The 16,627-nt window shown below is 27.2% G+C and carries 16 protein-coding genes; 6 read left to right on the forward strand and 10 right to left on the reverse strand.

Features of this window, described 5'->3' with window-relative positions; all coding sequences use genetic code 11:
* Positions 1 to 17: 17 nt before the first annotated feature.
* The 6 genes from ACY1IQ_RS06160 to ACY1IQ_RS06185 all read left to right on the forward strand — a co-directional run bounded on the left by ACY1IQ_RS06160 (position 18) and on the right by ACY1IQ_RS06185 (position 5,569).
* Positions 18 to 572: a chromate transporter gene (locus ACY1IQ_RS06160; RefSeq protein ID WP_461613138.1), complete on the forward strand. Its 555-nt coding sequence runs from the start codon at positions 18 to 20 to the stop codon at positions 570 to 572.
* 47 nt (positions 573 to 619) lie between these two features.
* Positions 620 to 1,171, forward strand: coding sequence for a chromate transporter (locus ACY1IQ_RS06165; protein ID WP_461613139.1), 552 nt, complete (start codon positions 620 to 622; stop codon positions 1,169 to 1,171).
* A 197-nt stretch (positions 1,172 to 1,368) separates the two neighbouring features.
* Positions 1,369 to 2,565, forward strand: coding sequence for an ROK family protein (locus tag ACY1IQ_RS06170; RefSeq protein ID WP_461613140.1), 1,197 nt, complete (start codon positions 1,369 to 1,371; stop codon positions 2,563 to 2,565).
* A gap of 364 nt (positions 2,566 to 2,929) precedes the next feature.
* Complete coding sequence (locus ACY1IQ_RS06175) at positions 2,930 to 3,838, forward strand: ABC transporter ATP-binding protein (RefSeq protein WP_461613141.1); 909 nt, start codon at positions 2,930 to 2,932, stop codon at positions 3,836 to 3,838.
* Positions 3,822 to 4,625, forward strand: a complete 804-nt coding sequence (locus ACY1IQ_RS06180; protein WP_461613142.1) for an ABC transporter permease subunit — start codon at positions 3,822 to 3,824, stop codon at positions 4,623 to 4,625. The genes ACY1IQ_RS06175 and ACY1IQ_RS06180 overlap by 17 nt, the downstream gene beginning before the upstream one ends.
* Before the next feature lie 242 nt (positions 4,626 to 4,867).
* A complete protein-coding gene (locus tag ACY1IQ_RS06185; RefSeq protein ID WP_461613143.1) occupies positions 4,868 to 5,569 on the forward strand; it encodes an NAD(P)/FAD-dependent oxidoreductase in 702 nt (233 codons plus the stop codon).
* 88 nt (positions 5,570 to 5,657) lie between these two features.
* Here ACY1IQ_RS06185 and ACY1IQ_RS06190 read toward each other — a convergent pair whose 3' ends face one another.
* The 10 genes from ACY1IQ_RS06190 to ACY1IQ_RS06235 all read right to left on the reverse strand — a co-directional run bounded on the left by ACY1IQ_RS06190 (position 5,658) and on the right by ACY1IQ_RS06235 (position 16,576).
* On the reverse strand, positions 5,658 to 6,812 hold the full coding sequence (locus tag ACY1IQ_RS06190; protein WP_461613144.1) for an ABC transporter permease: 1,155 nt from the start codon (positions 6,810 to 6,812) through the stop codon (positions 5,658 to 5,660).
* Positions 6,813 to 7,586: an FtsX-like permease family protein gene (locus ACY1IQ_RS06195; RefSeq protein WP_461613145.1), complete on the reverse strand. Its 774-nt coding sequence runs from the start codon at positions 7,584 to 7,586 to the stop codon at positions 6,813 to 6,815.
* Positions 7,587 to 7,785: 199 nt separating this feature from the next.
* Positions 7,786 to 8,280: a thiol peroxidase gene (gene tpx / locus ACY1IQ_RS06200; protein ID WP_461613146.1), complete on the reverse strand. Its 495-nt coding sequence runs from the start codon at positions 8,278 to 8,280 to the stop codon at positions 7,786 to 7,788.
* Between the two features lie 96 nt (positions 8,281 to 8,376).
* Entirely contained in the window at positions 8,377 to 9,627 is a 1,251-nt protein-coding gene (locus tag ACY1IQ_RS06205; protein WP_461613147.1) for a glycoside hydrolase family 3 protein, read from the reverse strand.
* A gap of 297 nt (positions 9,628 to 9,924) precedes the next feature.
* Positions 9,925 to 11,646: a phosphoenolpyruvate--protein phosphotransferase gene (ptsP, locus tag ACY1IQ_RS06210; RefSeq protein WP_461613148.1), complete on the reverse strand. Its 1,722-nt coding sequence runs from the start codon at positions 11,644 to 11,646 to the stop codon at positions 9,925 to 9,927.
* Positions 11,647 to 11,753: 107 nt separating this feature from the next.
* The gene (gene nagB, locus ACY1IQ_RS06215; protein ID WP_461613149.1) at positions 11,754 to 12,482 is read right to left on the reverse strand and encodes a glucosamine-6-phosphate deaminase; all 729 of its coding nucleotides are present in this window, start codon (positions 12,480 to 12,482) and stop codon (positions 11,754 to 11,756) included.
* Positions 12,483 to 12,485: 3 nt separating this feature from the next.
* The gene (nagA, locus tag ACY1IQ_RS06220) at positions 12,486 to 13,661 is read right to left on the reverse strand and encodes an N-acetylglucosamine-6-phosphate deacetylase (RefSeq protein ID WP_461613150.1); all 1,176 of its coding nucleotides are present in this window, start codon (positions 13,659 to 13,661) and stop codon (positions 12,486 to 12,488) included.
* 138 nt (positions 13,662 to 13,799) lie between these two features.
* The gene (locus ACY1IQ_RS06225; protein WP_461613151.1) at positions 13,800 to 14,882 is read right to left on the reverse strand and encodes a DUF871 domain-containing protein; all 1,083 of its coding nucleotides are present in this window, start codon (positions 14,880 to 14,882) and stop codon (positions 13,800 to 13,802) included.
* A gap of 64 nt (positions 14,883 to 14,946) precedes the next feature.
* Positions 14,947 to 15,255, reverse strand: coding sequence for a PTS lactose/cellobiose transporter subunit IIA (locus ACY1IQ_RS06230; protein WP_461613152.1), 309 nt, complete (start codon positions 15,253 to 15,255; stop codon positions 14,947 to 14,949).
* A gap of 13 nt (positions 15,256 to 15,268) precedes the next feature.
* Positions 15,269 to 16,576 (reverse strand): 6-phospho-beta-glucosidase, encoded by a 1,308-nt coding sequence (locus tag ACY1IQ_RS06235; RefSeq protein ID WP_461613153.1) that lies wholly within the window; start codon positions 16,574 to 16,576, stop codon positions 15,269 to 15,271.
* Positions 16,577 to 16,627 lie beyond the last annotated feature (51 nt).

Genomic DNA, 16,627 nt, shown 5'->3' on the forward strand with positions numbered 1-16,627 from the left:
TTGAAAGTGGTGATTTTATGAAAGAAAAAAGTTTAAGTTTAAGAGAAAAATTGCAAATGTTTTTTACTTTTTTCAAAATAGGGATTTTTACCTTTGGTGGTGGTTATTCGATGATTCCTTTAATTGAAAAAGAAGTAGTTAATAAAAATAAATGGTTAACAAAAAAAGAAACTACTGATTTATTATCCTTAGGCCAAACCCTCCCAGGCTCAGTAACAATTAATTCAGCAACTTTAATTGGATATAAAATTTTACAATTGGAAGGATCTATTATAGCAACTTTAGGTGTAGTCTTACCATCATTCATAATTATATTAATCATTAGTTTATTTTTTACTAATATTGCCCAACTAGGAAGTATACAAGCCTTTCTTCACGGAGTGCAAAGTGCCATCATTTCATTAATTCTTTTTTCCGCAATATCTTTAAAAAAAGAGTCCATTGAAGATAAATTAAATTGGATTATATTGATTATTTCTCTTATCTCTATGATACTGTTTCATATAAATCCAATGATAATAATTTTTATAGGCATAATCATTGGTTCTTTCAGCTTTGCTATAAAGCATTAAAATTTTCTTTTTTAAAAGAAATGCTATAGAAAAAAGGGGGGATTTTCTTGGCAAGATTATTAACACTTTTATTTAATTTTATTAAAATCGGGTTGCTTAGCTTTGGGGGAGGATACTCTATGATTCCTCTAATACAAAATGTAATAGAGAAATATCATTGGATAACTAATAAAGATTTTTTTAGTATGATAGGAATAGCTGAAATGACTCCTGGATCACTTTCAATAAACTCAGCCACTTTTATTGGTTATAATGTGTTTGGATTTTTAGGAAGTTTAGTATCTACATTAGGAGTAATACTGCCATCATTTTTATTTGCCATACTTTTATCAAGACTAATGAAAAATAAAAGATTTAATAAATTTATAAATCACATATTATATTTCATTAAACCTATTGTAATTGCAATGATAATTTCGGCGGCCTACTGTATAGGAAAAGAAACTTATGGAAATGGACAAATAATTTCAATAGAAAACTGTTTTACGACAATAATCTCCATTTTAGCTATGTATTTAATCTTTAAAAAAAATCTAAATCCTATTACAATAATATTAGTATCTGGTTTTTTAGGAATTTTTCTATTTTATGTTTTATAAGGCATCTTTAAAAATAACTAGCCGATATGATAATGTGTTTTGCATAATACTGTGTCAACATATTCCACTTTCAATGGTTTGTGTTATCTTGTTTAAAGCAAAATATTTATTATATCTTTAATATAGTTGCCTTATTTAAAAAACTAATAGAAAATCTAAAATTTTATATCAAAGCTGAGAGGAGAACAGCATTAGTTATGAACAGTTTTTTAGGCAAATTTAGCGATGGAGAAAAAACAATTTTAAAACTATTAGTAGAAAATGAAACTATGACAAAAAATGATATCATAAAAAAATATGATGTGAAATTAACCACTTTAAATAGAATGATGGATTCCTTATTAGAACGAAAGATAGTTAAAGTTGTAGGTGAAGCTGAATCTACAGGTGGACGAAAGCCAAGAATATATAGCCTAGATGATGAAAATTTTTATCTTATAGGTATTGATATATCTGGCACTAGAGCTAATATAGTGATTACTAATTTAAAAATGAAAATGCTAGTTCAAGAAAAATTCCCGCTGAAACCTGATAGTTTACCTGAAGATGCAATAAATAAGATAAAATTAATAGTAGATAAACACATATTAAATTTAAATATAAAAAAAGAAAATCTTATAGGCATAGGTGTTGGAAGTATTGGTCCTATTAATATGGAAGATGGAACCTATGGCAATATAGAATACTTCAATAATAAAAGTTGGTGTGGCTTCCCATTAAAAAAGACTTTAGAAAATATGTTTCATTTGCCAGTACTAATTGATAATGGTGTTAATACCGCTGTTTTAGGTGAATATCTTCTAGGTAATGGTAAGGGAGATAAGAATATCGCCTATTTTAATTGTGGAACTAAATTAGCTTCTGGTTTCATAAGTAATGGAACAATTTTAAGAGGTAAGAGTGATAGAGCTGATTCTTTTTCTCATCAAATAGTTAATTTTCAAGGTGATAAGTGTGAATGTGGTAATTATGGTTGTGTGGCTACATATGCATCTATTCCTGCAATCACTAAAAAATATATGAATTTATGTAAACTAAATAATTTAGATTTTAAAATAAACACTTCCGGCAATATATCTTTTAGTGATATATGTACAAAAGCTAATAGAGAAGATTCTCTTTGCCTCTCTGTAATAAAAGAGGCTTCTTCAGCTCTTGCCATTGGCATATATAATTATATAAATTTACTTCATCCAGATATAATTATTTTAAATGGACCTATTATAAGAAATATTAATGTTTTTTTTGATATGGTAAAAGAAGCATTATCTAAAAGAAATAAGGATATTTCAACAAAAGTAGAAATAATAAAGGGTGGAACATTTAAGGATAATGAAATAGCTATTAGTGCTGCATTAATGTTCTTTATAAAAAATATCTATGAAATAGATTAAATCTTTAAGCTATAGTAATAAATACTGTAAAAGTTAATTAAAAATAATTAGTTTTTACAGTATTTTTATATTCTTGTGGTAGTTAATATGTAACTTATAAAAATTCAATATACTTTTAATCTTAAAGTAGTATTTTAAATTTATAATAATATTTTAATTTCATTATAAAGTAGCTTTATTTTTTCCATTTAAGGTCAAAGTCTAAACTTATAACAAAGTATTATGAATCTATATATTGATTATAATAACCTTATAAATTATTTGTCACTCACTATTTTTATTTAGATATACTTTTATAAATTTTTCTTAATTTATGTGAACTTTTTCTCCCCCTTTAAAGTTTAATATATAAGAGGTGATAATAATGAATGCTATTGAAGTAAGAAACTTAACTAAATCTTATGATGGTATTAATAAAGCATTGGATAATATAAATTTTATAATACCTGAAGGCTCTATTGTAGGATTTCTTGGTCCTAATGGTTCAGGTAAAACCACTACAGTGAGGATATTAAATGGAATACTAGCCCCTTCAGAAGGCAAAGTAAAAATATTTGAACATGATGTTACTAAAGATCAAATAAAAATTCATAGTTTATCAGGAGTGATGACAGAAACAGCATGTAGCTATGAAAATTTAAGTGGTGAAGAAAATCTTATTTTCTTTGGTAAAATGCATGGTCTTAACAATAATGAAATAAAAAAGAGAAGTGACGAACTATTAACTAGATTAGAATTAGAGGATGTAAAGCATAGAAAGGTAAAAGCTTATAGTACTGGAATGAAAAAAAGAATATCTCTTGCTATAGCTCTTATTCATAATCCTAAAATATTATTTCTTGATGAACCTACTTCTGGCCTTGATCCTGAAAGTGCTGAAAATGTTACTAAGCTTATCAAAAATATGACATTTGAAAATAAAAGTACCGTATTCATGTGTACTCATCAATTAAAGTATGCACAGGATATATGCTCACTTTATGCTCTTATAAATAAAGGAACTTTGCTTGGCTTTGGTAGTTTTGAAGAATTATGCAATGATAAAAACTTTAATGACTCTATTATAATCAGAGGAGAAAATATTCCTAATAATGTTGGTTTAAATAAAATTGATAGAAATATCTATAGAAAGCATATATCTAATGATGAGGAAGTAGCTAATCTTTTACACAATATATTTAGTAACAATGGAAAAATATATGAAGTTAGAAGAGAAAAACCTTCTTTAGAAGATTTATATTTCAGCTATGTGAGAGGTGATAAATTTGAATAAAATAAATAAAGCATTAATTTATAAAGATATAAAAGATATAACATCTTCAAAACAAGTATTAATACCTATGATTATAGTTCCATTAATTTTTGTAATTATACTTCCAACAATAGTATTGTTATTTCTTCATTTTTCCTCTGATGCAGCAAAAACTCTAAAAGATTTTGATTCTTTAATAAGCAAATTGCCACAAATTTATAAAACTCTTACCACGGAGCAAATGGTATTGACTATACTTACTAATTACTTGTTCCCTTCTTTTTTTCTGTTAATACCTATAATGTGTTCAACTTTACTCGGTGCTAGCAGTTTTGTGGGAGAAAAAGAACATAAAACTATGGAAACACTATTATATACGCCAATTTCAATAGAAGAACTATTTAAAGCTAAACTTTTAGGAGTTTTCATTCCTACTTATGTAATAACTTTAATATGCAGTATAATATTTGGAATAATTATAAATATAGGTGGATTATTATATTTTCATAACCTTATTTTCCCTAATATAAAATGGGTAATTCTTATATTATATCTTACTCCTGCTGTAGCAATTCTTGGATTAACTTTTACTATTCTAATATCGGCAAAGTCTAAAACCTTTCAAGAAGCTCAACAGTTAGCTGGTCTTATTGTTCTCCCTATAATTCTCTTAGCAGTTGGTCAAATAACTGGTATATTGCTTTTAACTAATATGGTATTAATTATAATTGGAACCATTATACTTATAATAGATTATATATTATTACAGAAAATAGCTAAGAATTTTACAGCGGAAAATTTAATTTAAGATATATTGAAAAATAATAAACCGGTAGATTAATCTACTGGCTTATTATTTTTAAAGATACTAAAATCTAAATTGGACAAGTATTTTTACCACTTAATATAATAATCTCTTTTAATGGTTAATAACTTATTTTCTGACTAATTTATCTGTAACCTTTGTTACTGACAAAGGCTCTATTAAATATTAAAATATATTTATTGATAAGGAAATATAAAATTTACATAGATAGGAAGTGTTTATTTATGGCACATTACGGTAATTTACAAAAGGTTAGAGATGGCAAGAGAACTTTTGCTATAACACCGCACATCCCCGGTGGATTTATAAGTGCTGATAAACTTATAAAGATAGGTGAAATAGCTAAAAAATATAATGGAGTTTTGAAGATGACTTCTGGCCAAAGAATTATGATAACAAATTTAAAAGAAGAGGATCTTGAAAATATATGGGCTGAACTTGAAATGGAACCTGCTGTTAAAAATATTTATTCAGTAAAAAATGTAGAGATTTGCCCTGCTGGTTTTTGCAAAAGATCTAAGGCCAATACTATGAATATAGGCATGAAAATTTTAAATAAATTTCATGGGGCTTCTATGCCAAATAGAACTAAAATAGGAGTTGCTGGATGTAGAAATGCCTGTGGAGGAGTTTATTCAAAAGATGTAGGTGTGATTGCAGACATTACAGGCTTTAGAGTAACTGCTGGAGGTTCCTCCGGGTTTAATCCTAGAATTGCAGACATAATAGCTATTGATATTACTGAGAATGAAGCATATGAATTAGTAGAAAAGATTTTAACCTTCTATCAAAAGACAGCAAATTTTGGTGAAAAAATCAGTGATTTCATAGAAAGATTAGGATTAGATAATTTCAAAGAAGGGATTTATAATCAAGCTCCTAAAGAGTTTGATTATAATCATGAAAATAAACTTGTCTCAAATTAAATATATTTTGAATTATATTGAGTATTTCACTTCATATTTTTATTGATTTATTACAAAAGGCACTTCAATAACCAAAGTGCCTTTTCTTCTATATCATCTCTATTATAAATTTAAAATGTGATTTATTGCTTACTCTATAAAAGATTAAATATATTATTATAAATATACTTATTGATATTATAGCCCCTTCAATTTGAAGAAAAATTATTGTACTTAATGCAGCTAAAGCATGAAGTATTGATAAAATTAATGGAAGCATAAATATTATAGCCAATTCCTTTCCCATACTTTTTTTAATATCTTTATATGAGAAGCTAATCTTTTTCATTATAGAATATCTCTTAATTTCTTCATCACATTCCATCACAATTTTAAAGTAAATTACACTTAAGCTAGATATTATAAATATAAGTGATGTAAAAAGTGCTATAAATTTAAAAGTACCACTGATATTACTTACTGATTCGTAGGACTGATAGTAGCTGGATATTTTTGTTTTTCCATGTAAACTATTATTTATGTCTTCTGTTAGTTCTTTACTTTTATTTTGATTTTCTACATTGATAAATCTAAGGCTAAGAGGCTTCCCAAAAGTTTTAAGTCTTTCAAAAGATTCTGATGTTACAACTACAGTTTTTCCTCCTACCTCTGGATTTATAATCTCTTCCCTATATTCAAGTAAATCCATAGGTTCTTCACTATCTCCAAAGAGCATATTTATATTTTCATTTACTTTTACACTTTTTATTTTACTTGCACCTATTCTCCATGTTCTTTCACTAGAAATCTCATTTTCATCTAGAATTGCTATATTATTTTTATTTTTAAGTTCTAATTTTTCTTCTATATTTGCTACATCACAAAGCTTGCTATAATCTTCTTCCTTAATAACATAAATATTTTTACCTTCTTTACCATCCTTTAAAATTTCATTTTCATTAAATTTTAAAGAATGAATGAAAATATCATTTTTTATCTTATTATCTTTATGTTGTTCTAAAACTTTATCTACAATTTCATCTGCTTCTTTATTAGAATGATAGACATAAGAAAATCTATGATTAGAAATATCTTTTTCTAATAATCCAGTTATAATCATTGTAGCACTAGCAGCAACTATTATAGATGCATTTAATATGGATATAACCGCTAAAGATTTAGCATTGCTGCCTATTCTGCTTCTAATATTAGATAGCGCAAGTAGTTTTTCTACATTTTTATAGCTATCCTTCCTTTGTCTCATCTAACTTACATAAAGAGCAAAGAAACTGTTAAAAAATAAATATGTTCCTACTATTACTGATATTAGAGCTAAAAAAAGTGATGCTGCACCTAAAATTTTTATTCCTGTTAAACTTCCAAAGAAGTATCCTAAAATAAGCAACAGTATTGATAATATACCTTTTAAAGTTTTATTTTTAGGTTCTTTTTCATTAATTTCTTCCCCTTTAAATAATTCAATAAGTTTAAATCTGTATATTATTCTATAAGCTCTTATAGAAATGATAATAAATACTATACTAAAATTAACTAACGTATTTTTTAGTGCCTTAAAACTGAATACTATTCCTATATCCCCTGTAGCCTTTATAAAACTCATAAATACTCTAGCAAATACTTGTGACAATACTGTTCCTATTACTATAGAAATACCTAATGAAAATATCCCTATTATTAGAGTTTCCATAAACATCATCTTTGCTATATCTTTATTTTTCATTCCTAATAGAGCATATATGCCTATTTCTTTTTTTCTTTTTTTTATAAAAAACGAAGTGGAGTTCCACATGAATATTACTGAAAAAAGAATGATTACATAAGAACATAAATTAAATAAAAGATTAGCAACTCCTAAAGCATCTTTTCCCATAAGTGCTTTTAATTCTTCTGAATTTGCTATATTTAAATACACATTAAATATACTTATATTAATTATTATAGAAACAATGTATGTAAAATAATTTTTCTTATTATGCCTTACATTGTTTAAGCTAATATTTAGTAAATTAAATTTCACACTACTCTCTCCTTACAAATATCAAATCATTATTTATGTAAAATTTTATCATTCTATAAATTCTCACACCATAGATTAGGCTTACAACTTTTATTTAAAACTTACATCTTTGTAAGTATATAGAATAAATTTACAAAATAATAGCGAGACTTCCCATTTCGGATAGTCTCGCTTTATAAGGCTTTTTTAGTGAAAATATCTATTTTGCTTCTTTTGCAGCTTTTATAACTTCTTCAAAATTAGGCTGTTCTGTAACTTCAGGTACATACTCTACATAAGTTATTGTATTACTACTATCTATAACAAATACTGCACGAGTTAATAACCCTAATTCTTTTATATAGCTACCATAATTATGTCCAAAACTATGATCTTTATAATCAGACAACATAGTTAAAGCTTTTACTGATTTTGCTCCACACCATCTTAATTGCGCAAAAGGTAAATCCATTGAAATTGTATAAATATGAACACCTGGAACTTCTCCTGCTTTTTGGTTAAATGTTTGAACTTCTAAATCACATACTCCTGTGTCAATGGAAGGCACCACTACAAAAATTCTTACACCACTTGTGTTATCTAATGTTACAGGCTGTAGATCACTATTAGTCAATATAAAATTTGGTGCTTTATCACCTACTTTAAGTTCCTTATCAATTAAAGTTATAGGATTACCTTGAAATGTAATATTCATATTAACTCCTCCCTTATATTTTCTATATGATAGTATTACCATATAATCTTCTTAATTATTAATCTTTATAGTCTATATTAAAAATATTATATAATGTTATTCTAACTTTAAAAGCCCATAATTATATTTTAATTTTAATATTCTTTTTAAGCTCTCGTTTATTATATTCTCACTTAGATTTCCTGTTTTAACATCTTCAATTATTCCATAAAAAACTTCATCGAACCGCTCATTATTTCCGCCTGGCTCTAGAGGTGCTGGCATTAGTAGTATATTAGCTCCTGCTTTTAATGCATTAACTGAAGCTTCCTTTATTGTAAAATAATTTGTTATAGCTCCCATATTTAGAGCATCAGTGATAACCACACCTTTAAATCCTAGTTCTTCTCTTAAAATCTTTCCTATTATCTTACTAGAAAAAGTGGATGGTACTAAAACTTCAGTATCTTTCTTAGAAGAATAAATTTTGCTATCATCTAAAGCTTTTGCTTGAATGTGACCTACCATCACCATATTCACATTATTTTCTATAGCTTTTTTAAAAGGATATAATTCTACAGCATTTATTCTATCTTTGGAATGATTTATACTTACTAAATCTTTATGAGAATCTCCTATAGTATCTCCATGTCCTGGAAAGTGTTTAACAGAACTAATTATACCTTCACTTTTTAATCCTTCCATAAATTTGACTCCAAATTCTGCAACTATCTCTGGTTTATTACTAAATGCTCTAATACCTATAACAGGATTTTCAGGATTAGTATCTACATCCATTACAGGAGCAAAATCTAAATTTAGTCCTAAATTTTTCATATCTTTACCTATGCTTTTTGCAGTTTCAAAAGATAAATTGGGGTCTTTACTATCTCCTATTGTTCTAGCACTAGGTGCTTCAACATCTCTAGGTATTCTTGTTACAGTTCCTCCCTCCTCATCTGTCCCTATAAAGACTCCAATATCTCTTGAAGTCTTTTGTATGTCTTCTGTGAGCTTTTTAGTTTGCTCTTTATCTATCATGTTATTTTTAAATAAAATAATTCCTCCTAATTTATATTTATTAAATACTTCTTCTACTTCTGGGGTAACCATTGTAAAGTCAATCTTTTCTCCATTAGTATTTACAGTATCTATAGAAGGCATAAGTAATTGTCCTACCTTTTCCTCAATAGTCATTGAAGAAATTTTTTTCTCTATCTTCTCATCTAGAGATTCCTCTAATTTAACTGCTTCCTTTGTAGTATTTTCTTTAATTCCACTATCTGAAGCTTTCTCTTCTGAAGTTTTGATATTACAACCAGTAAAGATTAATATTGCCATTAGAATTATACTTAAAATTTTTTTCAATAAAATCTCTCCTAACTATAAATATAGTATAATCTCAATAAATAATTTAAACTCTTTTCTCTTAAGTTATCCAAACTATTCTAATTATATAACTTATATTTATAATTTATTATAACCTAATTTTTATAATTGCTATATTATAATACCTATATTTTTCTAAGCTACTAGTTTGTAAACAAATAGCTATAATTCATTTTATCACTAACTAATTTCTTATAATAGTAGTAATTAAAAAGGAGGTGCATCAGAATTATTTAAAAAATTATTCTGATGCACCTCCTTTTTAAATTTTTCTCTTTAATTCTTAATTTTCTGACATTGACTAGTAATATCTTCTAAAAACTTTTCAATACTTTCCGAATCTCCTAGCTTGAGGACTTTATCACTAAGTTCTTTTGCCTCTTTAATTGTAAATTCCTTCATATATCTTCTTAATTTTAAAACTAAAGCTGAACTTACACTAAACTCATCAAGTTCCATCCCCATAAATATAGGAAGAAGCTTTATATCACTAGCTGCTTCTCCGCAGATTCCTACTGGTATACCTTCCTTATGCCCATTTTTAATTACAGTATCAATAAGTCTAAGTATTGATGGATGATATGGAGTATATAAATTCGATACTCTTTCATTCAATCTATCTACAGCAATGGTATACTGGATAAGGTCGTTAGTGCCTATGCTAAAAAAATCTACTTCTTTTGCAAGAATATCAGAAATAATTGCTGCTGAAGGTATCTCAATCATTATACCAATTTTTATATGCTCATCATAAGGTATTTCACTTAATTTTAATTCCCTTTTACATTCTTCAAGAACTTCCTTTACCGCTCTAACTTCTTGAATACTAGATATCATAGGAAACATTATTTTCACATTACCAAAGACACTTGCCCTTAAAATAGCTCTTAGTTGAACCTTAAATAATTCTCTTTCTTTCAACCAATATCTTGTCGCTCTAAAACCAAGAAAAGGATTTTGCTCCTTCTTAATATTTAAATAAGTAAGCTCCTTATCTCCTCCTACATCTAAAGTTCTAATTGTTACTGGTTTTCCATCCATTCCTTGAACCACTTTTTTATAACAGCTTAATTGTTCATCTTCATTAGGTGCCTCATTTCTTCCCATATATATAAATTCACTTCTAAAAAGTCCAATTCCTTCACCATCATTATCTAATACCTGATGTAATTCTTCTGGTGAACCGATGTTGCATACTATTTCAAAATTTTTACCATCCTTTGAAAGAGATTTCATACCTAATAAAGATTTATTAAGCTCTTTTTCACTTTCTAAATAGGCTTTCTTCTCATTGAACTGATTTATTATCAAGCAATCTGGCTCAATAAAAAATTCACCTGTACCTCCATCCATAGCTAATAAAGATTTTTCATTAAATAGATCTAATATTTTCCCAGCACCTACAATTGCCGGAATACCAAGATTTTTAGCCATAATAGCAACGTGGGATGTAGGTCCTCCTATTTCTGTTATAAAGCCAAGTATTTTATTTTTAGGAAGCTGCGCTGTTTCAGATGGAGTTAAATCATGAGCTACTAATATAAAGGAGTCAGTTAAATTGCTATAATCTATAGTACTTAAATTTAGTAAGTTATTTATTATCCTATTTGAAACATCTATAAGATCACTACTTCTTTCACGCATATAACTATTATCTAAAGAATTAAACATATCTACATAGAAATCAGTGGCTTCCTTAACTGCCCATTCAACATTAAATTTAAATTCTTTAATTTTATTTTCAATAAGAGTAATAAATTCCTCATCTTTTAGCATATGAATATGAGCTTCAAAAACCTTCGCTTCTTCTTTTCCCAATGTATTTTCTGTAAATATAATAAGCTCTTTTATTTGATCAATAGATGTATCTAAGGTTTTTTTCAGCCTTTTTACTTCTTCATCATAATCTTCAATACTATATTTTTTCACTTCAATTTTATTATGCTTAACTAATGTATTCCCAATAGCAATACCTGTAGATGCACCTATACCTTTCATATAACGACCTCCTAAGTACCTCTTCAGAGTTTTTAATTACTAGCATTTAGAGAATAACTAGTCAGTATACCTCTATATTTCCCAATCTCTGACTAGTTATTTTATACTTATTTTAAATAGCTACCTGCTTTTTCATCTACAATTATAGTAACATCTGGATGTAGTTGAAGTATTGATGCAGGTACCTCTGGAATTATATCACCATAAATCGCTTTATATAATATTTCTGCTTTTTCCTCACCATTAGCAAGCAAAAGAATTTTTTTTGAACTCATAATAGTTTTTATTCCCATACTCACTGCTTGTCTAGGTACATCTTCTATACTGTTAAAAAATCTTGAATTAGCCTTAATTGTATCTTCATCTAAGTTTACTAGAAATGTTTTTGATTCAAATTTAAAACTTGGTTCATTAAAACCAATATGACCATTTCTCCCTATACCAAGTAGTTGTACATCTATACCGCCAGATTTTTCAATTTTTTTCTCATAACACTCACACTCTCTTTGGATGTCTCCTGCTAATCCATCAGGAATATTAATGTTTTCTTTTTTTATATCTATATGATTAAATAGTTTAGTTTTCATGAAATTATAATAACTATTTATATCATTAGATTCCAATCCACAATATTCATCTAAATTAAAAGTAATTACGTCTGAAAAGCTTATAAATCCTTCATTGTATAAACGAATCAATTCTTCATAAGTACCTATAGGTGTAGATCCTGTTGCAAGACCTATAATACTTTTAGGCTTTAATATAAGTTGACTCGCTAATATACTTGCTGCCTTTCTGCTTAGTTCCTTATAATCTTTTACCTTAATAATTTGCATAACCTAAAATTCCTTCCTAAAACACAAGTTTCCTTCTACTATGGTATATAAAATATCCATATTTTCATTAAATACTGTAAAATCAGCATATTTTCCTACTTCTATGCTTCCTTTCATATTATCTATCCCAATGGCCTTGGCAGGATTTATTGTGACCATCTTAATTATTTTTTCAAGTTTTAATTTAGTATTGGATCTCATGTTCATTACTGCTTTATCTAAAGTGAGAAGGCTACCAGCTAATGTACCATCTTTTAGTGTTGCTTTTCCATGTGATACAAGTACTTTTTGTCCACCTAAATCGTAATCTCCAGATTTCATACAAGCTGCTCTCATAGCATCACTTATTAAAATTATCCTATCTTCACCTTTAACTTTTTCTAAAATATTAAATAATGCAGGATGTACATGAATTGTATCTGCAATAAGTTCACAATAAATATCACTATTTAAAATTGCTCCAATTGCTCCAGGATTTCTATGATGAAGTGGAGTCATAGCATTAAAACAATGAGTTGCACTTTTTATACCATCTTCTATAACACTCATAGCTTCTTCATAAGTAGAATTTGTATGTCCTATTGATAATATCATATTTTTATTCACATTCATAGATTTAATAAAAATGTGGTTTTTATCCATTTCAGGAGCAATAGTAATTATCTTAATTATATCAAGATAAGGTTTTATAATTTCTATTGTTGGTGATAAAATATACTTTTCATTTTGCGCTCCTTTATACTTAGAACTAATAAAAGGACCTTCTAAATGAACACCAAGAATTTTTGAACCATTAAATTCAATATCCATAGAATCTCTTATCACATCTAAAGCTTTATGAATATCCTCCACTGGCATTGTCATAGTTGTAGGTAAAAAACCTGTGACCCCATGATTACAAAGACTTTTACTAATAGCCTCTATACCTTCAATCTTGCCATCCATAACATCAAAACCTTTTGATCCATGAACATGGATGTCTATAAAGCCAGATGATATATAATTTCCTTCTACATCAATAGTTTCTATATCTTTACTAAGAATATTATTTTCTACAATTTGAATTATTTTTTCATCATATATAATTGATTTATCCTGTAAAACTCTATCTTCTAGGATTATCTTACCATTCTTAATACATTTTACAGCCATATATTTACCTACCTTTATATTTTTCATAAAATCTCATTTTTAAAAATCATACATGAAAAATTCAAACTCAAAATTCTTTATTATCTATTATCCATAATAGATTAATGATTAAAATAACTTGTACATTTTCATAAAAATGTTAGTTTGTTAAGTTTATTTTAAAATCTATAATTCAAACTTAAATTTTTGCCATGGCTTAATATAATCTAATAAATAAATTTCATCTTCATGAATTCTACCTACTATATTAGTTTTTCCACTGTTATCCATATCTTTTAATGCAATTTGAAGCTCTCCACTATATCTTTCATAAAGAGAACTTTCAATTAATATATCTCCTCTTTTTATAGGTTTTGCATTAAATAATTCAAATTTATGATTTTTATATTTTACACGACTTTCCGTTGATCTAATCATATATTCAGATATATCTCCTCTATTGAAATGACTTTCCTCTAAAACTATTTTTTTCTCTATTTCTGGTAATCCCTCTAAAAGTTTGACCTTAAGTTCAAAAATATCCTTATTTAATCTACTAAGTCTATAAAGTTCTTCTTCTGATGCAAAACAATTTGCTATTATAACGTCATCAATCAATTCTGTATTAAATAAATCTTTTGCTTGAACATCAATTGGTAAAAATCTATGTTCTTCTAAAGTACATAGTCCATGAGAAGTTGGCCATGGTCCAAAATTTCCATTAGAAGAACTAATAAAAGCAGCCGTCCTTATACCTTTTTCTTTAAACTCTCTCGATGTGTTCAAGAAGTGTTTTCTTGATATCCCTGTATATCTATGAGGATAAAAGTTATGACATCCTATTATATTATCTTTATTAGGGCAATAACTTAAAATATTATCAAGATATTTAGTTCCATTGCTCATATTTATTTCAATTTTAAGCCCATATGGATTAAAACTCATTATGCTTTCTTCCGTTCCTGAAAACCCTAAATCTAATCTTATTCCACTTAAATTTATTTGAGAAAAGAATTGAAGATCTTTATAACTTAGGTTTAATTTTTTAAAAATAGAGGGATCTACATCTGCAATAACTTCCATTCCTAACTCTTTTGCAGTATTTGTTATTTCTTTAAACTGATTTAAATTATTTTCTATATTTTCTCCCAAAGATATAAGACAAGTGAATACTCTTGTAAATCCATATTTTGCAGCCATTTTTAAATAATCTTTATATTTTTCTATGTCCCCTTGTGGAGGATATATTGATATTCCTAATTTTCGCATTTAACTATCTCCATTTTTACTTCAAATTTTAATCAATACTAAGATCATAATATATATTTTTTTCTTAATTATTACTTGACACTTTTTTATACATATCTACAAATTCTATAGCTAAATCCCTCATGGTTATGGCATTCATTAAATGATCTTGAGCATGAACCATAAGCAATGTAATTTCAATTTTTTCATTTCTTGCTTCTGATTGAATAAGTTTTGTTTGTTCTTTATGAGCCTCTTCAAGACTTTTATCTGCTAATTGAAGACATTTTTCAGCCTCTTCAAAATTTCCTATTTTTGCATTGGTTATAGATTCCATAGAAAAGCTTTTAGCTTCTCCACTATAAGATATTAATTTAAATATTATATTTTCCATTATAAATTCCTCCCTACTTAAATTGAGGTAAATATTCTTTGTTTTCATCAAGTATATCTTTCAATAATTTTTTAGTAGTGTTTATTGAACCTCCTAATGGATTATTGATTAATGCTAAAAAAGCTTGATTATAATCTCCATTTATTGCTGCTTCTATTGTAAGAGTTTCATAAGCTTTAACCTGTTGTATAAGCCCTCTTATAGAATCCGGCAAAATTCCTACTGATATAGGTATAGCTCCATTTTTATTTACAATTGTATTTGTCTCTATAACTGAATTATTAGGTAAATCTACTATGGCACCATTATTTTTTACATTTAAAGTATGAATTTCATTTTTATCATTGTATATAGCACTCATAAGAGAAATTGCAGCTTCTGAATAATAAGCTCCTCCTCTTTTATCTAGCTCAGATGGCTTTTCATCAAGGTTTTGGTCATCATATATTTTAAATAATTTATTTTCTATCTCCATTACTTGTTTTGCTCTTGTACCATGTCCATTTTTTATCTCTTCTAATTCTTCTTTTAGAACCTCATTTTTCATATAAAAATATCTATGATAAGGACAAGGAATCATATTTAAAGATTTTAAAAACTCTTTATCCCATTTTAAATCAGGAATATTATTCATATTTATAGAAGCACCATTGGAAAGCTTACGAATTATATCCTTTGTTATATCCTCTCCATCAAGATAAACTGACTTTCCATAAACCATATGATTAAGACCTACAAAATCTATTCTTATTCTATTTCCTTCTACATCAAGTAATTTTCCAATATTATTTCTCATTGTTATTGGAACATTGCATACTCCAATAGCTTTAACTTTTGTATAACTTAAAACAGTTTCAGTAATAATTCCTGCTGGATTTGTGAAATTAATTAAAAATGCCCCTGGAGCTAATTCACTAATATCTTTACATATATCAAGTATTACCGGTATTGTTCTAAGTGCTTTAATAAATCCACCTACACCAGTAGTTTCTTGACCAATGAGATTATACTTTAATGGTATGTTCTCATCTTTTAATCTTGCTTCAAGTCCACCTACTCTAAATTGAGTAACAACAAAATCTGCATCTTTTATAGCTTCTTTTCTATTCAAAGTTGAAGTTATTTTTGTTTTGATATTATGTTTATTTAACATCCTTAAAGAAAGTTTGCTAATTATGTCAAGTTTCCATTGACCCTTTTCTACATCTACTAATGCTATTTCTCTTACAGGGAATTCTTCAATTCTTTGTATTATTCCATGAATAAGTTCTGGAGTATAGCTACTCCCTCCACCAATTACAGCAATTTTAATACTATTCATTCTTTCCCCTCCAATCATAAAATTATGTAATACTTTTCCTTTAAATAGAAA

The organism is Clostridium sp. Marseille-QA1073, from assembly GCF_054863625.1.